Consider the following 21589-nt stretch of genomic DNA (forward strand, 5'->3'; position numbering starts at 1 on the left):
TTATTGATACGAATGATAATACCTTTATCAAGACTCAAACCGTTTTCCCTAACCTGTTGAAGTGTCAAATTGTCGATATCATCTGGGGGATTTACTTTAACGAGACGCCATTTCGGCCGCCACCTCGTTTTTTGCTGATGCAGAGCAAGATTGATTCGACTTTTGGTATAACCAAAGCCCACTCGCTTTCATTAAATACCCAAACACACCGCCGAGCATCAAAGAAGGAACGACTAATTGCCAGTCGCCTGCCGCCGCAAAGGTTGCACAACAGCCAATAAAAGTTCCTGGGATGTAAGCCAACCATGATTTTTGAGCTTGAATACACATGATGAAGGCCACGATGGCCGTCACAACGTAACCGATAATTTCAACACCAACCCACTGGCTAGCGTGAATAATGAGCATTGCCCAAAAAACACCACTAAGGTTCGTCAGCAGACTTTGCCCTAGTCCTTTTAGACCCTCTTTCGGTGATGCGAAATAACTCGTGCATCCTAAGAAGCCAGCCCAAGAGAGTAAGCCAAGGGAGACCGCGACCCATCCCCAAACCCCAGAAAGGATCCCAGTAGTCAATGCAATTGCAAACAGTGTGCTCATACCCGCCTCAAAAATACTGAACAAGTCCAGCGTTGGTGATTAAGGCGTCATGCTAACGGAATCTCGCACCGCATCAAGTGAACTTTGTCACAATAAAATGTATACATAAATACAATATACATTCATTTGGTGACGCAACCGATAAATCAACAGATTCAGGAAATATGATAGTACCTATAAGACACTGGGTTTTCCTTTCATCATCCGCAGCCCTTCACGTTTAATACACTCCGCTAGCGGGTTCTCTTCCATGTCGGCACGCCAGATAAATGAAAGCGTACGCTCCATATTGAGCTCAGGAACATTCAACGCAACCAGCAATCCACTTTCGATAAAGCGTTCCACATCCAGATAAGGTAAACAGGTCAAATAAGGTCCATTAGCCACCAAGGTGCGCAGCACAGGTACGTGTTCATATTCACGCCATACATCTAGGTCAGCAATTAATGGATGAATCACACTATCAAAAATATTGCGAGTGCCTGCGCCTTGTTCACGCAGTACCCATTTCGCCTGCTCAAGTTGAGCCAAACTGACAGATTCACGTTTGGCAAACGGATGATGAGCAGAAGCCACTATCGTTAAATGGTCTCGGCACCACACTTCTTGGTAGATGCGGTTATCATCACAACGTCCTTCAATGATGCCAAGGTCATATTTATAGTCGAGAACACCTTCAATCACCCCTTTGGTACTCTTCACACCTAATGAAATCCGGATCTCTGGGAAGTCACTATCAATAATGCTGATAAGATCTGGCACTAAGTGTTCCGCGGGTGTTTGGCTTGCTCCTAAGCGAATTTCTCCACTGAGCAGATGTTGATCATAAAATCCCATCTCAATCTGCTGTGCATCTTGTAGTAAGCGTTTTGCTTTGGGGCGAAGCCACATACCCCAATGCGTTAATGCCATCTGTTTGCCTTGTCTCTCAAACAGCGGGCGCCCTAACATTTTTTCCAACTGAGCTAAAGACATGCTAGTAGCGGATTGGGTGAGCGCCAGTTTATCGGCTGCCTGACTCACGCTGCCACAATCGGCAACAGCATCAAATACCGCTAATTGCTTTAATGAATATCGCACTACCTATCCTATTATTTTCATTGATCGTTTTGCTCGACATGAGCAAGCGGTTTCATTTTACGCCTCCCTTTTTCCTTATCAACATAATTGATGAGGTTTTTAAAAATTATCAATTTTACCTTTACTAGTCCCTCCCCCTAACCTAAGGCCGTAGCAACGCATCAGGTGTTGTTTATTAAACGGAGGTAAACATGAAACTGAGTTTGGGGAGCGAATATGTCTGCAGCCTACTCTAAAAATCAAAACTGCTTTTCACCTACAGAAATGATGGCTGAAGCAGAAAAATTTGCGCTGAGCAAAGCCAAAAAAACCAGCGGAATGATTTTAGGTCTTTCTGTAATGGCGGGGGCGTTTATCGGTCTGGCTTTTCTGTTTTATATCACGGTCACAACAGGCAGTGCATCTGCTGGTTGGGGGTTAAGCCGCCTAGCGGGTGGTGTGGCATTCAGTATGGGGCTGATTTTGATCGTCATCTGTGGTGGCGAGTTGTTCACGAGCTCTGTGTTGTCCAGCATTTCATGGGCTAACCGCGAAATCAGTTTCGGCAAAATGTTGTCGATCTGGGGCAAAGTGTATGTCGGTAACTTTATCGGTGCCATTTTTCTCCTGCTGTTGGTCACTGCGGCCGGCCTTTACCAGCTAGATAATGGTCAATGGGGATTAAATGCACTGAATATCGCACAGCACAAACTGCACCATACCGTGGTACAAGCCTTTGCGTTGGGGATCCTTTGTAACCTTTTAGTGTGTTTGGCCATTTGGCTGACCTTTAGTTCTGCTAATGCCATGACCAAGGCTGCCATGACCATCATGCCTGTCGCTATGTTTGTCTCCAGTGGTTTTGAACACTGCGTTGCCAACATGTTTATGGTGCCTCTGGGCATTGTTATTCAAAACTTCGCACCAGATAGCTTTTGGCAGCAAGTGGGTGTTTCAGCAAGCCAATACAGCGATTTAAATGTCACCCAATTTGTTACTGCCAATTTAATCCCTGTCACGTTAGGTAACATTGTCGGTGGTGCAGTCCTCGTGGGGCTAGCGAACTGGAGCATTTATCGTCGTCCACAGTTAAAAGCCGCAAATGTTGCAACGATTACAGAAACTCAAGCACTTACGTCAGTCAAGGAAATTATTATGAAAAGCACAATTACAGTAAAAGATATGATGAATACTCAACCTGTTACTCTCAGTGTTGATATGACAACGCCTGCCGCAATCGACACTCTACTCGACCATCATTTATCTGCGGCTCCTGTTGTTGATGTTCAAGGCCGTTTGGTTGGCGTTCTCTCCACTCATGATGTGATGGTGGATTTGTGGTGCCAAGACTACCTGCCAAGCAAAGATCAAAAAGTCGTAGATTTAATGTCACGTGATGTGATCGCCATTGATATTAATGACAAGTTGGTTGATGTCGCGGAATTCTTCTGTATCGATAAAGAACAACTCTTCCCAACGACGAATATGGGCATTGCCACTCGCTTTAATTCACTCTCATTGGAAGAACGTGCAAAAAGCATGAAAGTCAACAAACCTCATGTATTGCCTGTTCTGCAAGATGGTCAGTTTGTCGGTGTATTGGAACGTAACGATGTACTTGCAGCGCTTCGTCCTATCTACGGTGAACGTATGCAGATTGTCAAAGAGAAAGAGCTCGCTCGCGCTTAATCTTCCCCCTCATTTTGGTTAGGAAATAAGTCGCTTAACCAAAAGCAAGCCCCCTAGTTTACTAGGGGGCTTTTTACTCATCTCACCTGAGCCATCAGTGAGTTAAGAGTAAAATAACTATTTCTGAACACCTTCTACATACAACTCCATATCAACGTAGCTTGATGTCCCCATGACTTGAATACCAAAATCTTTCAATTCCAAACGTGTTGTACCCATGAAACCAGCACGTTGACCACCCCAAGGGTCTTGCCCTGCACCAATAAACTCCGCATTAATCACGATGGGCTTAGTCTGACCATGCAGTGTTAAGTCACCTTTGACATCCAACTGACCATTTCCCTTGTCAACAACTTCGGTACTTTTAAAGGTTGCCGTGGTGTACTTAGAAGCATCAATAAAGTCTGAACTGCGAATATGCTTATCACGTTCCGCATGGTTTGAATCCAAACTTCTGGTATCCACATTTACCATGACACTTGAAGCCGCAATATTGGCTGGGTCATAAGAAAATTCGCCATCAAACTTATTGAAACGTCCTTTAGTAAAACTAAAACCTAAATGACTGACTTTAAAGTTGATGGATGCATGAGCACCTTTCGTATCAATCACATAATCAGCAGCATTCGCTGTAAACGGAATGGACATGACTGCAGCAAGACCCACTGCCATTAGTGTTTTTTTCATTTTGATGCTCCTGTCAGCATTTTGCGTAACGTATTATCACGATTAATGAAATGGTGTTTGAGAGCAGCCAAAGCATGCAAGACTGCAATCGTAATTAAACCCCAAGCGGTGTAGAAGTGGATCTCTCCAGCAACATCTGCTTGGTTTTCAAATAGCGCACCCGCCCCCGGTACGGTAAACCAATCAAAAACTTCAATACCTCGACCATCTTCTGTTGAGATGAGATACCCAGAAACAAAAAGGACAAACAGTCCGACGTACATCAAGTGATGAGCACTTTTAGCCGTTACGATTTCCCAGCGCGCACCTTCAATTTTCGGTGATGAAGAGAGCACTTTCCAAATCAGACGAAAAAGCGTTAATCCCCCAAGTAGCAAGCCTACCGACTTATGCCAGTGCGGTGCCGTACGATACCACTCACTGTAATAAGAGAGGTCCACCATCCAGGTACCTAGCGCAAACAGACCAACAATGATCAATGCAGAAATCCAATGGATACTACGTGCAAGCCCGTTATAGTGTGGATTGTTTGAATTTTTCATCGCATGAATGCTCTTATAAGAATTTGGTTACAAGCATGTAGCCTATTGGTTAATAACTATTCACGAAAGAGTATTTACTAAATTTTACGCTGCGAATAGTCAAACAGACTGAAGAAGTACATCAAAAATTTAGAACGAACTTTTCTGAAACCGAGAACTAGCCTTGTGCCAGTAAGGTTTGAATCCATCCTTCCTAGTGTTTTCAACCACACAATGACCCTAACAGAGTTGTAACAGGATGTGACTTAGAAAAAATGAGGAGCATGATAACCACGCTAAAAGTTTGTGGGTGAGAAAAGCGCTAGAGATCAAGAAGTCGCCGTTTACTGCTAGTGACAAAATACAACTGTGATAATCTTGCTTAGCTTTTGTTAAGGAGAACAGCATCTTGCTATTGGACATCGTTACGCAAAGTGTGAATGAATTTCAGGTCGATTGCCTCAGATTATGCGAGAAGCACTATCCGACCATTCACAATCAAGGAATGAGTGAACACCATTTAGGTTTAGCCTTTGCAAGACGTCTTGCCCGAACGCTTAGTGAATTTGGTCACCCCTGTGAATACGCGCCTATCGAATCGACTTTTCAACGCGATCTTCCCCATCATTTCCGAGTTTCTAGTGATGCGGGTACCGTATGGATCCTCACCCATCATCTCATGAGTGCGGGTAAAGCCTGCCGAGCAAAGCTAATGCGTGATATTAGCCAGTGGAAACAAGAATATGCTTATGCAATGCAACCCAATGATTTACTTTTATTACTGAGTGATCACTGGATGGGACGTAGCCAAAAAAGCCGAGAATTACTCCATTGGTGGACAGGGCATTTACCCGATGAGATAGATGAATATCACGCACAAGGTATTGCGCTACAGGAAAGTGACTCACAGTTAACACACACATTAGAACACTACTACCACATAAGCCCCTGCTATATTAAGTTTGCACACCCTCTTAAGCGTTCTAAAAATCAACAGTTAGTGCGTAAATATGTTCAATTTTATGCGGTCTTACAGTGGAGTTAATCGTTTGCTTTAAAGGTATTGCGGGGTTTTCTCACTTTGTTGTTTTTTGAAATAGTGAAGTGTGTCGATATTTATAAAACCTTTTTGCGCATAGTATACAAGCACATTCATTGAGCACCGCAATATGAATGCTAGATGCATTCTTGATGAATATTTATGTGATCTTCATCATCCATCCCTAAGGTAATGTAATTTAAGGTATTGCTTAAAAGAAAGCACTTTTGATTGAGACGAAGCAAAGCTTAATTTAACGCAAAAAACCGTCATCACACCTCATGCTATTGTGTGACTTCCTATTTGACAGGCTAGACGTTTCGCCAATAATATGGCGCACGTCAAAAGTATTACTTCAGGGAAGCGTTGCGCTGTTTTTACCCAAGGATGCTCAATTTGTATGGTTCTGACTGATAAACAACAATTTCTCGACTGCATCCATTACGATGAAGACGGAGAATATTATGCGAAGTATAACGGGCTAACACTACGTAGTGTGTTTCAACCCATTTTTGATAAACAACATCAAATCGTCGGAGCTGAAGCGCTTGTTCGTATATTCACTCAGCAACACACTCAGATAAGACCCGACCTATTTTTCCATTCTGATACCTTTGCTGCTGATGATAAGTTGAATGTGGAACGACTTAGCCGCGCCATTCATATCCGCAATTTTAGCCTTTCTCCTTATCGAGATGCTCGCTTATTCCTCAATGTGCTTCCCGTTGCTGGTGAACAATTTGCTTATTGCAATATCAGTACCACACTATTGGCGACACGACTGGCAGAACTCGCGATTCCACACCAACGCATCGTAATGGAGTTGGTTGAAGTGGAGTCTGGCGATGAAAATATGTTACAGATAGCCACGGAAAGACTTGCCGCGAGTGGTTTTCAAATTGCAATTGACGATTTTGGCTGCAAAGCTTCAACGCCAGCACGTGTTGCCATGCTGCGGCCTAACATCATTAAATTAGATAGGCAGTTACTGCTCGATTTTATGGCGGGAAATTGCTGCGGTTTACTTGCTGGCCTCCAATTAGCCAACAGTACCGGTGCACATACCGTGGTTGAGGGGATTGAAACAGCGGAACAATTAGCCGCCATGCAAAAACTCAATGTTCATATGTACCAAGGCTATTACCTAGCATTGCCCGAAGGGATTGCACAATCAGCGAAAGTTGCTAATGCACATTAATGCCAGCATTGAGGCTTGAGTTCTCGACAATCAACGCCAAAGAGAACTTGATTCTTTACACTAAGGGGAAGACGCCGCATACTCGCCCTATGTGTTATTGAGGTGAATCACCCATGTTTCAAACTGCGGCGTCACTGTTGAGTTTTATTCTGCTCTGTGCAGCGTCTTTGCTGCATAATGCTGATACGCCTTTTTCCTCAGCATCTCACTTCGATAACCAGCTACAGCATCAAACGCATCACACCGTTGCTAAACTGGCTATGTTGCCCACTCGCCTCCAAGGGCATCGTTTACTACTAAGTTGTGAGCCGGAAGAAAAAGAAGAATCTCCGCTGTCTTCTCTCCCTAATGCAGCATACGATTCTATTCGTTTCGCTCTAAGCCAAAGCATTCATATCGATAACGTTGCTTTACTGAACCGGACAACACTAACCTATGCTCGAAAAGCCTGGTTATTCACAAACCTGTACTCTCGTTACGCTCACGCTTAACCCTCCTCTTTTCTCTTTTATTCTCAATGAGTTGTTATAACAAGTCGTCAATGCGTTGAACATCGACCGTCAGAGTTTCTCTGCCGAAGCTGAACATGCACTCTCTTTGTTATTACTCATGTTGGACGTTTACACCTTCACATTAAAGAGGATCTCCGTTTGGATTCCATACTCTCTATTTTTAGTGCGCTCTGGCACCATGATGTTTTCGCCCTACAACAGGTGAATTTACTGCTGCTATACCTCTGTTTAGGTTTGCTGATTTTTTTGGAAAGTGGCTTTTTACCAGCGGCACCATTGCCATGCGACAGTGTCATCATCCTGAGCGGCTCACTTGCCGCAGCTGGTATTTTACAGTTGCATTGGGTGCTCATAACTTTATGTATGGCTGGATGGTTAGGTAGTTTGATTGCCTTTTATCAAGGAGCCCAACTCAAACATTGGAACATTATTAACCGCTGGCTAGCCAAGGTTCCTGATAAGCAATTAAAAACCACTGATAAGCTAATGCGCCGTTACGGTTTGATTGCTTTGTTCTTCGGTCGTTTCTTCCCCGTGGTACGATCTTTATTGCCGATGGTGATGGGGTGGCGTAACGGGGTTAAGCCGCTTCAATTTATTTCAGCGTCAGCCATCAGCGCTCTATTTTGGATTGTATCTTTAGTAGGGGCAGGTTTTGGAATTTCGATGTTACCCACGAAGTTAGAACAGCTGGCAACCAAGCTACTCATGATTGCCCCGGTATTGACTCTAGCGCTGGCCATACTGACACTCCTAACCAGCAGCATCATCAAAAAACGTGATCGAAAAGTGAAAGTCCGGATAGAAGACTGAAAATGTGTCAAGCCGCACTAAGTACCGTGCGGCTTGACAAGCAAGATAAGTTTCTGAGTGAACATTAAACATAAAAAAGGGGCTCATAAGAGCCCCGCAAATGCGATGGTATTGAGAATGGGAACATTATGAGTGGCGCTGAGAATCAGAAGAATGGGACGGCTCTTGCTCAATAGCGAAGCTGTCGACAGATTCCTCGGTCGTGGATGACTGAGTCGTCACTTCGTCACCGCGTAACGCTTTTTGAAAAGAACGAATTGCATAACCCGCATCTTCACCTATGGTTCGCAATTTCTTAGTGCCGAAAACCAGCGCAACAATACACCCCAAGATTAAGAGCTTACCCACACTGATTCCACCCATGTTGTCCTCTGCTTTTTACAATGTGTGTTTACCAAGTAGATTTCAGACCATGCAAAGTGCACGTAAACAATCCCACTAAAAGTTCACGCCTTACCTGTCCTTAACCTGTGAAGCAGTGTAGCGAACCCTGTATAAATCGGTTGTATGGATAAGGCATACATCTGTATAGATTTTATAAAGATAGTTTTATTTTACGTGCCTATTTATCCACTAAACGGTAACCGACCCCATTTTCAGTCAGGATGAAGCGCGGTTGCGCGGGATTGTCTTCCACTTTATGGCGTAACTGCGCGACATGAATGCGCACATAGTGATGATGCTCGACATAATTGCCGCCCCACACTTCTTTTAAGATCTGCTTGTGTGTGAGCACCTTACCCATATTTTTTGCTAGCAATTTCAAAATGTTGTATTCGGTTTTGGTCAGTTTTACTGGCTCTCCAGCCTTGGTGACTTGCTTTAACACAAGATCCAACACCAGATCCCCCAATTCAAAACGAGTTTGCTCTACACTTTCGGTGCTCGGCGCTAAACGCAGCGCCACCCGAATACGAGCCATCAGCTCTTCACTGCCAAAGGGTTTAGTCAAATAGTCGTTCGCCCCGGCATCCAGAGCTTGCACTTTATCCGCTTCTTTTTCTCGGGCAGAAATCACCATGATTGGGGTTTGCGTCCATGCTCGCAGTTCTCTCGTCAAACTGATGCCGTCTTGATCTGGCAAACCTAAGTCCAACAGGATCAAATGCGGGTTCCAATTCGCCACCAGATGCAGCCCTTGCTCTGCCGTGCTGGCCACTTTCACTTGATACTCATAACCAGAAATAAGCACAGTCAAAAACCGTTGAATTGGCGCTTCGTCTTCAATAATGAGGATCTTAATTTCACTGTTCATACAGTTCCTTTAAATTGTATTGGCGGCAAGGAATCGTCACCGTAAAACATGCGCCCCCAGACTCTCGATTATGTACCCGAATCGAACCTTGGTGAGCCGCAACAATCACTTGGCAAATCGCCAAGCCAAGCCCCGTTCCATCAGCATGATTGCCTTCCACACGATAAAACCGGTCAAAAATTCTAGGTAATGCCTCATCGGGGATGCCCGCGCCGTTATCCATTACCGCCAGCGTAAACTGCTGATCTTGATAAGCACAAGCGATCTCAATTTCGCTACCTCTAGGTGTATATTTCGCGGCATTTTCCACTAAGTTAATCAGCACCTGTTCAATCAGTAAGCTATCAAGCTCAACCAACATCGGTTGACTCTCAATCTGTACTTTGTGATGGGTTAATCGCGGTGCTAAACGACTAAGCACCGTTCCAATCAATTCCTCCGGCTCAACCCAATCTAACTTGGGTACTAGCGCGGATGCCGTATAGCGGGTGATATCGAGCAGTTTGGTCAAACTGCGATTTAACCGCTCGCCTTGCTCAGCAATTGACGTCAGCAGCTCTTGCTGGGTTTCCGTCGAGAGGTGAAGACTCGGATCGGTTAAAGTGGTAGCAGAGCCAATGATCGCGCCAAGCGGCGTTTTTAGATCGTGTGAGACAGACGCGAGTAACGTTGTGCGCGTACTTTCCAGCTGTTTTTCCGCTTCCACATTGGCCAAGGTGCGATGCGCATGTGCCCTTGCTAACGAGAGGGTCAGAAGAGAGCGTACCCAAGGTGCGATTTTAGATTCACGCCGCAAAGCCTCTGGCGATGCGAAGCGGTCATGGGGATAACGTAGGAAATAAATAGCCCCAAGGGTTGTCCCACGATCCACCAAGGTGAAGGCATTGATCTGCTCATCTTGCACCAAGGTTGATGTGCTATCAGTCGAAAGAGGCTGTGGTAGTTCAATTGCTGCAACGGGGAAATCAGGGTGCTGCGTCGCCCATTGCCACTGCAGTTGGTATAGCGCGATCGCACTGACTATCCCCTTCTCTTTACTTAAAAATTTGACGGTGGCTTGAGCAATGTCTTCACTGGTACTGAGTGCAGAAAGATGGCAAGCAAGTTCATAGTACTTCTTGTGTTGCTGCTGCAGGCGCTTATTTTTCTCTATTTGCTTGCGCTGAGCCTGTGTTATATTCACCGCGAAAATCCCACTAAAAGCTAACACCGCATAGGTAATCACGTACTGCGCATTCTCAAATCGGAACGATTGATAGTCCGGTAGCAGAAAGTAGTGATAATCGATGATGCTTAATCCCATCATCAAGTAAGCGTTGCGCGGTTTGAGTACTGATGCGCTCAAGATATTGAGCAGCAAAAACAACATAGCTACATCAGTCTCAATCATATCTTTGCGGTACATCACACCCACGACAGTGACCATGGCGTACAGCGCAACCAGAATCAGCGCTTTGTGTGCTTCATTAAGTCTTGTCACCACTGCTTCTTAATCCTGTTGGTTCGTGATCTCGTCACCTAGGTGGCCGGATCATACATCTTCCATCCTCCATCGCAAACGCTGCGATATCGACAGAGGTGAATTATGACTTGGATTATTGACGCGAATACGGCCGTTGCCCGCGTTGCTTATCAACTGAGTGAAGTGCTAGCCGTCTACCCTATTACACCGAGCACCAGCATGGCCGAAAGCTGTGAACAATGGGCAAGCCAGCAAAAGAGCAATCTGCTAGGTGATGTACCCAAACTTGTGGAAATGCAATCGGAAGCAGGCAGTATTGCGGTTGTTCATGGCGCCGCCATGAGCGGTGCACTTGCCACCACCTTTACCTCATCGCAAGGTTTATTGCTCATGATCCCAAGCTTATACAAGCTTGCTGGTGAGCTGACGCCTTGTGTCATTCATGTGGCGGCTCGCACTGTCGCTACTCATGCGTTATCCATTTACTGCGATCATTCGGACGTGATGGCCATCCGCCAAACGGGCGTTGCAATGCTCTGCGCCAGTAATGCGCAAGAGGCGCAAGATCTGGCCGCCATTGCCACTTTCAGTGCTTTACAATGCCGCTTACCGTTTGTGCATTTCTTTGATGGATTCCTCACCTCACACGCCATTACCCAGATTGAGCCGCTCTCCGAAGAGGCGTTATCTGCGCTGCTGCCCATGCCAACGTTAGTTGATTTTCGTGCCCGAGCCTTAACGCCCGATCGGCCAACTCTACGTGGAGCCACTGCCGATCCCGACAGTTACTTTCAGTGTCGCGAGGCTCGAACGCCGTACCATCAAAGTACGCCTGAGCAGGTGCAGAACATCATGAACTGTTTTGAAACACAGACCGGACGCCGCTACCAGTTGGTCGAGTATATCGGTCATCCGCAAGCACAATCTGTGATTGTCGCAATGGGATCTTCCGTCGACACCATCAAACAAGTCGTCCTTGCCGGCGTTCAACAAGGTGAGCGGATTGGCGTTATTCAGATCCGCCTATATCGCCCTTTTCCAAGCCAAGCCTTACGGGATGCGCTTCCAGCCACGGTGACTCATATCAGCGTATTGGATCGCACCAAAGAGCCGGGCAGTCACGGCGAACCGCTTTATCTTGACGTTTTAAGTGCCTTGTATACCCAAAGGGCAAACTCGATCCGACTCTCTCGCGGTCGCTATGGGTTATCAGGAAAAGCGTTTTTCCCAGAAGATGTCGAAGCGATTTTCACCATGATGCAAGCTCCCGAGCAGGAGCAAATGCACGAGTTTGTGGTGGGTATTGAAGATGACGTAAGCCAACTTACTCTACCGAAAACGATTTCAGCGACGAGAGACAAGCCCTATCAAAGTGTTCTGATGTATGGCTATGGCGGCGATGGGAGTGTCAGTGCGGGAAAAAATCTGATTAAAACCCTAGGCCAAAACTGGCATGTACAGGGTCAGTTTGAATACGACTCCAAAAAATCTGCCAATGTCACCACGACACATATCCGTTTCAGTCAGCAACCGATCACTGCTCCCTATCCGGTTCGTCACGCTTGGTTGGTTTCGCTCAGCAATCTGAAACTTCTCCATGAACGTGATATTGCCAGCAAGCTGATCGCCAATGGTTATCTGTTGCTCAATACTGCACTGACGGGGCAAGCACTGTGGGCCGCTTTACCGCCCGCGTTGCAAAGTCGCCTGCAGGCCTTATCGGTTCAAGTGGCCACCATCGATGCCGATGGCTTGCTTGAACGCCATCAACTCGGCAATAAAACCAGTATTGTGATGCAAGCCGCGGCGGCTCGATTATTAAGCCAGCATACCGAACAGGCGTTATTGACCTCACTGGAAGCGAGTCTAACCGAACAGCTCAAACACCGTTCAGCCCAGCAACTGACACAAAGCCTGCAATGCCTAAACCAAGCGTATCAGTCGGTGTGTGAGATGCCATTTGCGATCCCAAGTGAAACAACGGTGGCCATCCAAAGCCAGCCGAAGATTTGGGGCGCGAGCTTGGTTGAACAGTTGCTGGCGGGGAAAGGCGATGCGCTACCTGTCTCGGCTTATCCGGCCGATGGAGTATGGCCTACCAATACTTCGCAGTTAGAAAAACGTAATCTTGCTGAACAGCTACCGGTTTGGGAAACCGATCTTTGCACTCAATGCGGTTACTGCGTCGCGATTTGCCCGCATTCGGCGATTCGTGCCCGCATTGTGAGTGAAACCCATCCTACCTTGAGTGAGTTAAAAAGCCTGCCTTATCGCTCAAGACAGCAATCTGATGCGCACTATGTACTGCAAGTGTCGCCGGATGACTGTACTGGCTGCCAGTTATGCACTCAGGTTTGCCCAGCAAAAGATCGACAAGAGCCAGAGCGTAAGGCATTGAATATGGTTGAGAAGAACCTCAGTTATCAGTCAGAGCAACAAAGATTCACTTATTTCCAAGCCTTGCCGAAGCAGTCGGCCTATCAGCAGCAGCGAATTGATGTCAAAACATTGCAGCACGTTGAGCCCTATTTTGAATACCCGAATGCCTGTGCAGGATGCGGAGAAACGCCTTATATCCGTATTTTGACTCAGTTATTCGGCGATCGATTGATGATTGCCAACGCGACAGGCTGCTCCTCAATTTTTGGCGGTAATCTACCCACTACGCCTTACAGTCAGGATAGTGATGGACGAGGTCCTGCTTGGGCCAATAGCCTATTTGAGGATAATGCCGAATTTGGCTTGGGCATGAATATGGCACTGGAATCCTTACAATCGCGTGCGCAGCGTTTGCTAGGCGGACATACCCCGCAATCTCCGCTTCCCGATCTAAGATCGCAGATTGGTGAGCTGAAGCAGCGACTTCCTGCTCACTCGGAAGAGCAACTGCTGGCCGATTATTTAAGCGAAAAAATGGTGTGGATGATAGGAGGTGACGGCTGGGCTTATGACCTCGGCTTTGGCGGACTCGATCATGTGATGCGCAGCGGACGTAACATCAATATTCTGGTTCTGGATACGCAGTGTTACTCCAACACTGGTGGACAAAAATCCAAGTCCACCCCGCAAGGACAAACCGCGAAATTGTGCAGTTTACCCAATCCAAGTCCAGCCAAAGATCTGGTTAAACTTTACCAAGATCTGCCCGGTGCGTTTGTAGCGAGAATAGCCTTGGGTGCCAACATCAATCAGACCATTAAAGCACTGCAAGCTGCAGGTGAACATTCTGGTCCGTCATTGGTTGTCGCCTATTCGCCCTGCATCGAGCACCATTACGATTTGGCACACAGTGCGCAAGTTACAAAAGAGGTGGTGAAATCTGGCGCATGGCCGCTGTATGCGGGCGTCGCGCAACAAGATTAGCCTCGCTCCCCTAGCGAAAAACTAGGGGAGCCTTGTAAAGGCTAAACCTCAGAGCTAAAAAAACCGTTCAATCTTGAACGGTTTTTTCGTGCGAGCCTTACATCTCTCGGTACACACCCATCTCAATTAGGCGATCGGGAGGAATATTCAATCTTTCCGACGTTCTCAGCGCATGTTTGCTCATCTGAATAAAGAACCAGACTTTCAGGTCATGCCACATCCCCAGTTTTTGTACTTTCAATCGCTCTGAAGAGAGCAAAAAGAGCGTTTCATTGGGATGCAAATACAAGCCTTTTAGACCGCAGCAATGCATCACTTGCGCCATATCTGGCTCCTCTTGATAACCTATATGGATCACTACTTGCCAAAAACTGGCCGAGACCTGCTCTATCTCAGCTCTGCGACATGGGTGAACCCTTGGTACCGCTTCATATTGAAAGGTCATCAATACATTTCTTTCATGTAAGGTCTTGTTGTATTTGATATTGTGCAGCAGCGAGCGCGGCACATGATTCAACGAGCGAGACAGATAAACGGCGGTTCCCGCGGCACGTTGGAAAGACTCTTCCTCCAATGACTGAATCATCGCCGAAACCGAGAGCTCGTTACCGGCAATTTCCAGTAAGCGTTGGCGCTGCTGCTGCCAGATATACATGATGATAAACACCACGCATCCTAAAAGCAGAGGCAACCAACCACCCTCCATCAATTTGGTTGAGGTCGACGCTAACAACAAACTATCCATGCCAATAAACACGATCCCAATCGTGACGACTCGCGGCCATCTCCACTGCCATTGATAACGCGCAACCAAAACCAACAGCAGTGAAGAGATCATCATGATCGCCGTGACCGCAATACCGTAGGCGGCCGCTAAGTTGGCGGATGAGCGAAAACGCAACATCACAAAAATCACGGCCACAAACAACAACATGTTCGCCGCGGGCACATAAATCTGCCCTTGTGAATGCTCTGAAGTATGCGCAATTTTCATCGGCGGCAAATAGCCATAATTGATGGCCTGTCTCGCTAACGAAAAGATCCCAGAGATGACCGCTTGCGAAGCAATAACAGTGGCAAACGTCGCCAGCAAGATCAAAGGCCACAACCAAGCTTTAGGCGCAAGGCTAAAGAAAGTAGAACCTGTGGGCGCAGACAGGGTAAGCAGATACGCCCCTTGCCCAAAATAGTTGAGCAGCAAACTGGGCATCACCAGTGCAAACCACGCAATGCGGATCGGCTTAATCCCAAAGTGCCCCATATCGGCGTACAGTGCTTCAACCCCAGTCACCGAAAGCACGACTAAGCCCAAAATAAACAGGGTGTGCTGTCCATGAAGCAAGACAAAATGCACCGCATACGCTGGGTTGAGTGCACGTAATACTTGGGGCGCGTGCCAAATTGCATGGGCACCGAGTAAAGCCAGCACTAAAAACCACAGCAACATCACTGGCGCGAAAAAGCGCCCGATACGCTCAGTTCCCATCGCTTGCACCGCAAACAGCGCCACAATGATCATCATGGCAATGGGCAGTACATAAGGAGCTAAGTCCGGTTGCGCCACCGCAATCCCTTCTACCGCAGAAAGTACTGACATAGCCGGCGTTATCACCGCTTCACCAAAGAAAAAGCCCGTCGCCAAAATTCCGAGTAACATGGCAATCCTCTGCCAAGGTTTGGGGGCATTTTGTTGAGCAATGGCGGATAAAGTCAGAATACCGCCTTCACCATTTTGATCGGCGCGTGTCACCAGCAAAAGATATTTAATGGAAACGATCAGGACAAATGCCCAAAACACCAAAGATAAAATCCCTAACACATTGTCAGGGCTAATCGCGAGTGGATGATGACTGAAGAATACTTCTTTAAAAGCGTAAAGAGGACTGGTTCCAATATCGCCATAGACGATACCCATTGCCAGAAATGCCAAGCTGGCTGTCGTTTGTTTTGCAGGTTTCATGGTTCTTAAGCACCGCGGTGCTTCCTAAATCACAGCTTCCAGCATACTAACTAGCCCGATTTAAAGAAGGTGTATAAAAGCGCCAGTCGGGTATAAAGAAAATATATAGAAATACCCATTCCCACACCCTCGTCCACTGGTGTAATCCATGGTTCGGGCTGATGACGATTCCCGCATCCGGCGTAAAGTGTTAGCATTGGCGCATTCCAATGACCATAGCGTCACGGAGTTGAGAGCGAGGTGGCTTCTGCTGACTCCATGTTAAGCATCATTCTTATCTCTCAACTCATTTAAGACTGTATTAAAAGGCTAATTTTTCAAATGGTTAACAACTCAATCCAATGGTTTCCGGGGCACATGCACAAAGCACGCAAGGAAATCGAAGAAGCGATTCCGCAAGTCGATGTGATTATCGAAGTGCTTGATGCGCGTATTCCTTTCAGTAGCGAAAACCCGCTGATTTCGCATATCCGTGGTGAAAAACCTTGTGTGAAGGTACTGAATAAGCGCGATCTTGCGGATCCTGAGTTAACCGAGCTGTGGATTGCCCATCTTGAGCAAGAGAAAGGGGTGAAAGCGATGGCGATCACCACATCCAATCCGCAGGAAGTACACAAGATCCTCGAACTGTGCCGCAAGCTCGCTCCACAGCGTGAAGAGATCGGCAAAAACATTCGCACCATGATCATGGGCATTCCGAACGTAGGGAAATCGACCATTATCAATACCTTAGCGGGCCGTGCAATTGCTCAAACCGGAAACCAACCCGCAGTGACTCGTCGTCAACAGCGCATCAATCTGCAAAACGGAATCGTGCTCTCTGATACTCCGGGAATTTTGTGGCCAAAAGTGGAAAACCCTCATAGCGGTTTTCGTTTGGCGGCCACTGGCGCGGTGAAAGATACCGCGATGGAATACGATGAAGTGGCTTTTTACACCGTCGAGTATCTGGCTAAGCACTACCCAGAAAGATTGAAAGAGCGTTACCAAATCGATGAACTTCCAGAAACCGATGTTGAATTGATGGAAGAGATCGGTCGTAAGCGTGGCGCGCTACGTGCGGGCGCGCGAGTGGATCTGCATAAAGCCTCTGAAATCCTACTGCATGAGCTGCGTCAAGGTGTGCTTGGACAAATCACCTTGGAGCGTCCAGAAATGATCACCGAAGAGCTACAGCAAGTTGAAATTGATGAAGCGCTGAAAGCCGAAGAGAAAGCCAAACGTAAAGAAGAGCGCCGTAAGCGTTATCTGCGTAACAAGCGTTAATCATTCCGCGCATAACAGAAAGGCGAGTATTACTCGCCTTTTTCACAAATCTTTTTCGTAAATTTTTCGCAAAGAAAGGCCTGTGATTTACGCCTGTGGAATGCCTACAATCTTGAGCAGTATGCTTTCTAACTCGCTCCAAGGCATCAGTTGTGAATCAATCACTTCTAAGCGCGATTCAAAACCGTCTAAGCTCATTTCAGTCACAGAAACCACGCCATTCGCCACGTTGAAAGCGTAGCAACCACGATCGGTATTCAGCACCCCTTTCACTCGCTCGGCGGTTAAATCATTCAGCAGTTGAAACAACAGATCGAAGTTAAACTGATACTCCGCACCAAACAGCCAGCCACAACTAAAATAGCCTTGGCCGCGATTTTCTTTGCGCAAAAATGGCTGTTGAGGTGCAAGCTGAAATTGCGGCTCATCGGCAGCATGGTGGTGATGATGGGAGTCAATATGAGTGGATGCATGACCAACTAAACGCGGCATATCCAGTAACTCTATAGGGAATTGCCCTTGCTTGATGAGCTGACTAAAGGTTTTGGCCGGCGTTTGGTCCGTAACCCAATCATTAAAAGCATCAATGTCACTACTGCTGCACTGATCGACTTTGTTCCCCAAAACAATATCCGCGCTCGCCAGTTGGTCGTTGAAATTTTGGTTACTGCAGTATTTATCTATGCTCAAGTGGCGAGGATCCATCAACGCAATCGTGGCTTTTAAGTCCACATAAGGCTGATACTGCTCAGAAATTAATGTGGCGACCACTTGCTTAGGATGCCCTAATCCTGTGGGTTCGATGATTAAACGATCGGGCTTTTGACGCAACAAGGCGTTAATGCCAACGGACATTGGAACCCCAGCCGTGCAGCACAGACATCCCCCCGGTACTTCTTTGATCACCGCACCCTGCTCGCTCATGATGGCACCATCAATGCCAATCTCACCGAACTCATTAACGAGCACAGCCCATTTTTCATGCGCAGGTTTCGTGGTTAGCAGGTGCAAAATCGCGGTGGTTTTTCCAACGCCCAGAAAACCCGTAATAATATTGGTCGGAACTCGATTGATCATGCTGATTCTCCTTTTGGCCGAAGTATATCCAAAAGCTTTTAAAGAAACAGTTCCAAATTGGATGAATAGCGTAAATGCAGAAATGCAAAAGGCGCACTGTAAAGCGCGCCTTTTTTCCTCGTAGACTCAATCGTGAGTTTTTGCGAATTCGCTTGACTATGTTTGCAAGCGTCTCTTTACCGAGGTACTGATATGAACTTTTTGATTCCATCCAAATTGTCTGTAAGGTTCCATATCCTCCATCAGAAATGTTCTCACTAACCTTACGCTTTAACTATGGTACATAATGCTGGATTTACAAGGCAACTTATTCAATATTTGGCATAGATCTCAATTTTTTTAGAATAATCTATTAAATCAACCATATATGGAAATCAATATTTCAACTTTATCGCTATAGTTGAACCTCATGCGGCGTATAATTCCCGCGTTCCTTCCTTTCAAACATATTCGTAGGTGTTATTAGCATGTCAACCAGAGAGACGTTTAAGATCAGTTTGATGGCAAAAGTGCCCAAAGATGCCATCAATCAATTTCTCTCTAAAGATAAAACACCCCTTTCAGTGCTCTTTCTCTCTTTACTCGTGGGCATTTTGGCCGGCTTAGTCGGTACCTACTTTGAACATGCCGTCCATTTAGTGTCAGAGACTCGAACTGACTGGTTAAAAAGTGAAATCGGCAGCTTTTTACCACTATGGCTAGCGGCATTTTTAATTAGTGCATTTCTGGCTTTTATTGGTTACTTCTTAGTTCATCGGTTTGCCCCTGAAGCCGCAGGTTCCGGTATTCCAGAAATTGAAGGGGCGATGGATGGCATGCGTCCTGTTCGTTGGTGGCGAGTATTGCCCGTGAAATTTTTTGGCGGCATGGGCGCGTTGGGCTCAGGCATGGTGCTTGGCCGCGAAGGTCCAACCGTACAAATGGGCGGCGCCGTTGGGCGAATGATCTCCGATATTTTCCGAGTCAAAAACGAAGATACGCGCCACTCATTACTGGCTGCGGGTGCGGCAGGTGGTCTTGCTGCCGCATTTAACGCGCCTCTTGCCGGTATTATGTTTGTGATCGAAGAGATGAGACCGCAGTTTCGCTATACCCTGATCTCCGTGCGTGCTGTGATCATCTCCGCCGTGGCCGCGAATATCGTATTTCGCCTCGTTAATGGCCAAGCGGCCGTGATCAGCATGCCACAATACGACGCTCCCGGACTATCCACCCTTGGCCTTTTCTTGCTACTTGGTGCTCTGTTTGGCGTTTTCGGTGTCTTGTTTAACTATCTGATCACCTTGGCTCAAGACTTGTTCGTCAAATTTCATCGCAATGACCGTAAACGCTATTTGCTAACCGGCTCAATGATTGGTGGTTGTTTTGGACTCTTATTGCTCTATCTACCTGAATTGACAGGAGGCGGGATCAGCTTAATCCCAACGATAACCAATGGCGGTTATGGGGCAGGTATTTTGTTACTGCTGTTTGCCGGACGAATTTTTACCACCCTGCTCTGTTTTGGTTCGGGAGCGCCAGGCGGTATCTTTGCTCCCATGCTAGCTCTAGGCACTCTCTTTGGTTATGCCTTTGGCTTAATTGCTCAAGCATGGTTTCCAGATCTCAACATCGAGCCTGGTATGTTTGCTATCGCAGGTATGGGGGCTCTTTTCGCAGCCACAGTACGAGCACCGATTACGGGCATTTTATTGGTTATTGAAATGACCAATAATTACCACCTCATTCTTCCGCTGATCATTACTAGCTTAGGAGCGGTAATTTTCGCACAGATGCTAGGCGGACAACCGATTTACAGCCAACTCCTACATCGCACCTTGAAAAACCAAAAATTGCAGCAACAAGATCTCCCTCAGCAAAATACCACTTCATAAAAGTCAGTTTGCCTAACGGATAATGAAACCAGATAATAGCCGCTCGCGAAATCGAGCGGTTTTTTATTACTACTGATTAGGATGTTCAGCCAAGGAGTTATCATTGAACTGGTATAGGTTTACTCAAGTACAAAACGTGCCCCCTTCACAAGCCGCATTAGCGTTAGGTATGATTGGACTCGGCCATGCTTGGGTGCTCTATTATCCCGCCGTTGGCATGGTGATTCGCCCCTACTTAGCGTTCAGTGGAGCCTTGCTACTGCTCCCTGTACTGCTCAAATATCTTCATTGGCGTACTTTCATCAATGATCTTAGGCACCCCGTATCAGGGAGTTTAATGGCTCCGATGAGTATGGCTTTACTCATCCTATGCGACTATCTCGCGATTCTATCTCCTTTCATTGCCTATCCGATCTGGGCGGCAGCCTTATTACTGCATTTAACCATGATGACGCTGTTCTTCTATTTTCAGTTGCGTCAATTCAAGCTCGCCAACATTGTGCCTAGCTGGTTTTTGTATCCGGTCGGCGTCATCAGCAGTTCACTTGCAGGCACCCAATTTGGACACACCCTATTTTCGGAAACCATGGTTAACGTCTGTATCGCTATCTATTTCGTCATGCTGCCGGTTGTCTTATACCGCTTGGTCTTTGCCGGAACCTTACCCAAAAGAGCACGCCCGACACTGGCCATTATGGCGGCGCCTATTAACCTGACCTTAGCCACTTATCTAGTTAATTTTGCACAGCCTGACCCGATTCTAACCGGGGCTTTAGCGGGTATTGCCATTACCATGACTTTACTTATCTACCTCTGTTATCTACGTTTACTGCGCCTGCAATTTCAGCCTTCCATCGCCGCAGTCACTTTTCCATCGGTGATCAGTGCGGTTGCCATGCAGCGTTTAACGGAGTTTTTCGCCACCGATCATCCCCAATGGTATTGGTTACATTATTTTGGATTTTTAGAGATCATGATTGCGACTATTTTGGTTGCTTGGGTCTCTTGGGGATACATCAAAATGTATTGGCCAGAGCTATTTAAAAATAACTCAGATAGAACTTAAATTATTTTTAATATCAGAATATTCTTCGGGGTAGAGCCCCTACCCCTAATGATTTTCCCTCCAGTCACCATCGAGAATTATCAATTATTCTAGGTCGCTAATAATTTTGATTTTTCCTAGATGACAGACTTTTTTAATCACGCAATAT

The 21589-nt window shown here is 46.5% G+C and carries 18 protein-coding genes; 9 read left to right on the plus strand and 9 right to left on the minus strand.

Annotated elements, in window-relative coordinates:
* Positions 1-96: 96 nt before the first annotated feature.
* On the minus strand, positions 97-600 hold the full coding sequence (locus MKA69_RS16225; RefSeq protein WP_305848496.1) for a DUF1097 domain-containing protein: 504 nt from the start codon (positions 598-600) through the stop codon (positions 97-99).
* A gap of 174 nt (positions 601-774) precedes the next feature.
* A complete protein-coding gene (locus MKA69_RS16230) occupies positions 775-1680 on the minus strand; it encodes a LysR substrate-binding domain-containing protein (protein ID WP_001270754.1) in 906 nt (301 codons plus the stop codon).
* Positions 1681-1896: 216 nt separating this feature from the next.
* On the opposite strand from MKA69_RS16230, the gene focA reads away from it, so the two are divergent.
* The gene (gene focA, locus MKA69_RS16235; protein WP_055029592.1) at positions 1897-3348 is read left to right on the plus strand and encodes a formate transporter FocA; all 1452 of its coding nucleotides are present in this window, start codon (positions 1897-1899) and stop codon (positions 3346-3348) included.
* A 117-nt stretch (positions 3349-3465) separates the two neighbouring features.
* On the opposite strand, the gene MKA69_RS16240 is transcribed toward focA, so the two are convergent.
* Both MKA69_RS16240 and MKA69_RS16245 read right to left on the minus strand, forming a co-directional pair.
* The gene (locus MKA69_RS16240) at positions 3466-4035 is read right to left on the minus strand and encodes a YceI family protein (RefSeq protein ID WP_305848497.1); all 570 of its coding nucleotides are present in this window, start codon (positions 4033-4035) and stop codon (positions 3466-3468) included.
* Positions 4032-4577: a cytochrome b gene (locus MKA69_RS16245; RefSeq protein ID WP_055029593.1), complete on the minus strand. Its 546-nt coding sequence runs from the start codon at positions 4575-4577 to the stop codon at positions 4032-4034. The genes MKA69_RS16240 and MKA69_RS16245 overlap by 4 nt, the downstream gene beginning before the upstream one ends.
* A 388-nt stretch (positions 4578-4965) precedes the next feature.
* On the opposite strand from MKA69_RS16245, the gene MKA69_RS16250 reads away from it, so the two are divergent.
* The 4 genes from MKA69_RS16250 to MKA69_RS16265 all read left to right on the plus strand — a co-directional run bounded on the left by MKA69_RS16250 (position 4966) and on the right by MKA69_RS16265 (position 8118).
* On the plus strand, positions 4966-5601 hold the full coding sequence (locus MKA69_RS16250) for a hypothetical protein (RefSeq protein ID WP_055030874.1): 636 nt from the start codon (positions 4966-4968) through the stop codon (positions 5599-5601).
* A 394-nt stretch (positions 5602-5995) separates the two neighbouring features.
* Positions 5996-6793: an EAL domain-containing protein gene (locus tag MKA69_RS16255; RefSeq protein ID WP_055029595.1), complete on the plus strand. Its 798-nt coding sequence runs from the start codon at positions 5996-5998 to the stop codon at positions 6791-6793.
* A gap of 113 nt (positions 6794-6906) precedes the next feature.
* Positions 6907-7284 (plus strand): hypothetical protein, encoded by a 378-nt coding sequence (locus MKA69_RS16260; RefSeq protein ID WP_055029596.1) that lies wholly within the window; start codon positions 6907-6909, stop codon positions 7282-7284.
* 159 nt (positions 7285-7443) lie between these two features.
* Positions 7444-8118 carry a DedA family protein gene (locus tag MKA69_RS16265; protein WP_305848498.1) on the plus strand — a complete coding sequence of 225 codons (675 nt, stop codon included), beginning with the start codon at positions 7444-7446 and terminating at the stop codon, positions 8116-8118.
* 126 nt (positions 8119-8244) lie between these two features.
* Here the strand turns inward: MKA69_RS16265 and tatA are convergent, their stop codons facing one another.
* The 3 genes from tatA to MKA69_RS16280 form a co-directional block, all read right to left on the minus strand.
* Positions 8245-8481, minus strand: coding sequence for a twin-arginine translocase TatA/TatE family subunit (tatA, locus tag MKA69_RS16270; RefSeq protein ID WP_002045098.1), 237 nt, complete (start codon positions 8479-8481; stop codon positions 8245-8247).
* Positions 8482-8680: 199 nt separating this feature from the next.
* On the minus strand, positions 8681-9373 hold the full coding sequence (locus MKA69_RS16275; RefSeq protein WP_001083605.1) for a response regulator: 693 nt from the start codon (positions 9371-9373) through the stop codon (positions 8681-8683).
* Entirely contained in the window at positions 9363-10856 is a 1494-nt protein-coding gene (locus tag MKA69_RS16280; RefSeq protein ID WP_305848499.1) for an ATP-binding protein, read from the minus strand. Before MKA69_RS16280 ends, MKA69_RS16275 begins: the two co-directional genes overlap by 11 nt.
* 102 nt (positions 10857-10958) lie before the next feature.
* Here MKA69_RS16280 and nifJ point away from each other — a divergent pair, with 102 nt between their 5' ends.
* Positions 10959-14198 carry a pyruvate:ferredoxin (flavodoxin) oxidoreductase gene (gene nifJ, locus MKA69_RS16285; RefSeq protein WP_305848500.1) on the plus strand — a complete coding sequence of 1080 codons (3240 nt, stop codon included), beginning with the start codon at positions 10959-10961 and terminating at the stop codon, positions 14196-14198.
* Between the two features lie 97 nt (positions 14199-14295).
* Here nifJ and MKA69_RS16290 read toward each other — a convergent pair whose 3' ends face one another.
* Complete coding sequence (locus tag MKA69_RS16290; RefSeq protein WP_095464970.1) at positions 14296-16158, minus strand: potassium transporter Kup; 1863 nt, start codon at positions 16156-16158, stop codon at positions 14296-14298.
* 321 nt (positions 16159-16479) lie between these two features.
* On the opposite strand from MKA69_RS16290, the gene ylqF reads away from it, so the two are divergent.
* The gene (gene ylqF / locus MKA69_RS16295) at positions 16480-17424 is read left to right on the plus strand and encodes a ribosome biogenesis GTPase YlqF (RefSeq protein ID WP_000247909.1); all 945 of its coding nucleotides are present in this window, start codon (positions 16480-16482) and stop codon (positions 17422-17424) included.
* Positions 17425-17511: 87 nt separating this feature from the next.
* Here ylqF and MKA69_RS16300 read toward each other — a convergent pair whose 3' ends face one another.
* Entirely contained in the window at positions 17512-18501 is a 990-nt protein-coding gene (locus tag MKA69_RS16300) for a GTP-binding protein (RefSeq protein WP_305848501.1), read from the minus strand.
* A gap of 467 nt (positions 18502-18968) precedes the next feature.
* Here MKA69_RS16300 and clcA point away from each other — a divergent pair, with 467 nt between their 5' ends.
* A complete protein-coding gene (gene clcA, locus MKA69_RS16305) occupies positions 18969-20375 on the plus strand; it encodes a H(+)/Cl(-) exchange transporter ClcA (protein WP_000107459.1) in 1407 nt (468 codons plus the stop codon).
* Positions 20376-20478: 103 nt separating this feature from the next.
* On the plus strand, positions 20479-21441 hold the full coding sequence (locus tag MKA69_RS16310; RefSeq protein WP_055028175.1) for a TDT family transporter: 963 nt from the start codon (positions 20479-20481) through the stop codon (positions 21439-21441).
* Positions 21442-21589 lie beyond the last annotated feature (148 nt).

The organism is Vibrio sp. AH4 (genome assembly GCF_030710545.1).
GTDB lineage: Bacteria > Pseudomonadota > Gammaproteobacteria > Enterobacterales > Vibrionaceae > Vibrio > Vibrio metoecus.

Bases quoted from the DNA above. Each gene is read 5' to 3' on its own strand.
- MKA69_RS16275 (WP_001083605.1), bottom strand. From the start codon at position 9,373: ATGAACAGTGAAATTAAGATCCTCATTATTGAAGACGAAGCGCCAATT.
- MKA69_RS16260 (WP_055029596.1), top strand. From the start codon at position 6,907: ATGTTTCAAACTGCGGCGTCACTGTTGAGTTTTATTCTGCTCTGTGCA.
- MKA69_RS16255 (WP_055029595.1), top strand. From the start codon at position 5,996: ATGGTTCTGACTGATAAACAACAATTTCTCGACTGCATCCATTACGAT.
- MKA69_RS16240 (WP_305848497.1), bottom strand. From the start codon at position 4,035: ATGAAAAAAACACTAATGGCAGTGGGTCTTGCTGCAGTCATGTCCATT.
- MKA69_RS16225 (WP_305848496.1), bottom strand. From the start codon at position 600: ATGAGCACACTGTTTGCAATTGCATTGACTACTGGGATCCTTTCTGGG.
- ylqF (WP_000247909.1), top strand. From the start codon at position 16,480: ATGGTTAACAACTCAATCCAATGGTTTCCGGGGCACATGCACAAAGCA.
- MKA69_RS16245 (WP_055029593.1), bottom strand. From the start codon at position 4,577: ATGAAAAATTCAAACAATCCACACTATAACGGGCTTGCACGTAGTATC.
- clcA (WP_000107459.1), top strand. From the start codon at position 18,969: ATGTCAACCAGAGAGACGTTTAAGATCAGTTTGATGGCAAAAGTGCCC.
- MKA69_RS16300 (WP_305848501.1), bottom strand. From the start codon at position 18,501: ATGATCAATCGAGTTCCGACCAATATTATTACGGGTTTTCTGGGCGTT.
- tatA (WP_002045098.1), bottom strand. From the start codon at position 8,481: ATGGGTGGAATCAGTGTGGGTAAGCTCTTAATCTTGGGGTGTATTGTT.
- MKA69_RS16290 (WP_095464970.1), bottom strand. From the start codon at position 16,158: ATGAAACCTGCAAAACAAACGACAGCCAGCTTGGCATTTCTGGCAATG.
- focA (WP_055029592.1), top strand. From the start codon at position 1,897: ATGTCTGCAGCCTACTCTAAAAATCAAAACTGCTTTTCACCTACAGAA.
- nifJ (WP_305848500.1), top strand. From the start codon at position 10,959: ATGACTTGGATTATTGACGCGAATACGGCCGTTGCCCGCGTTGCTTAT.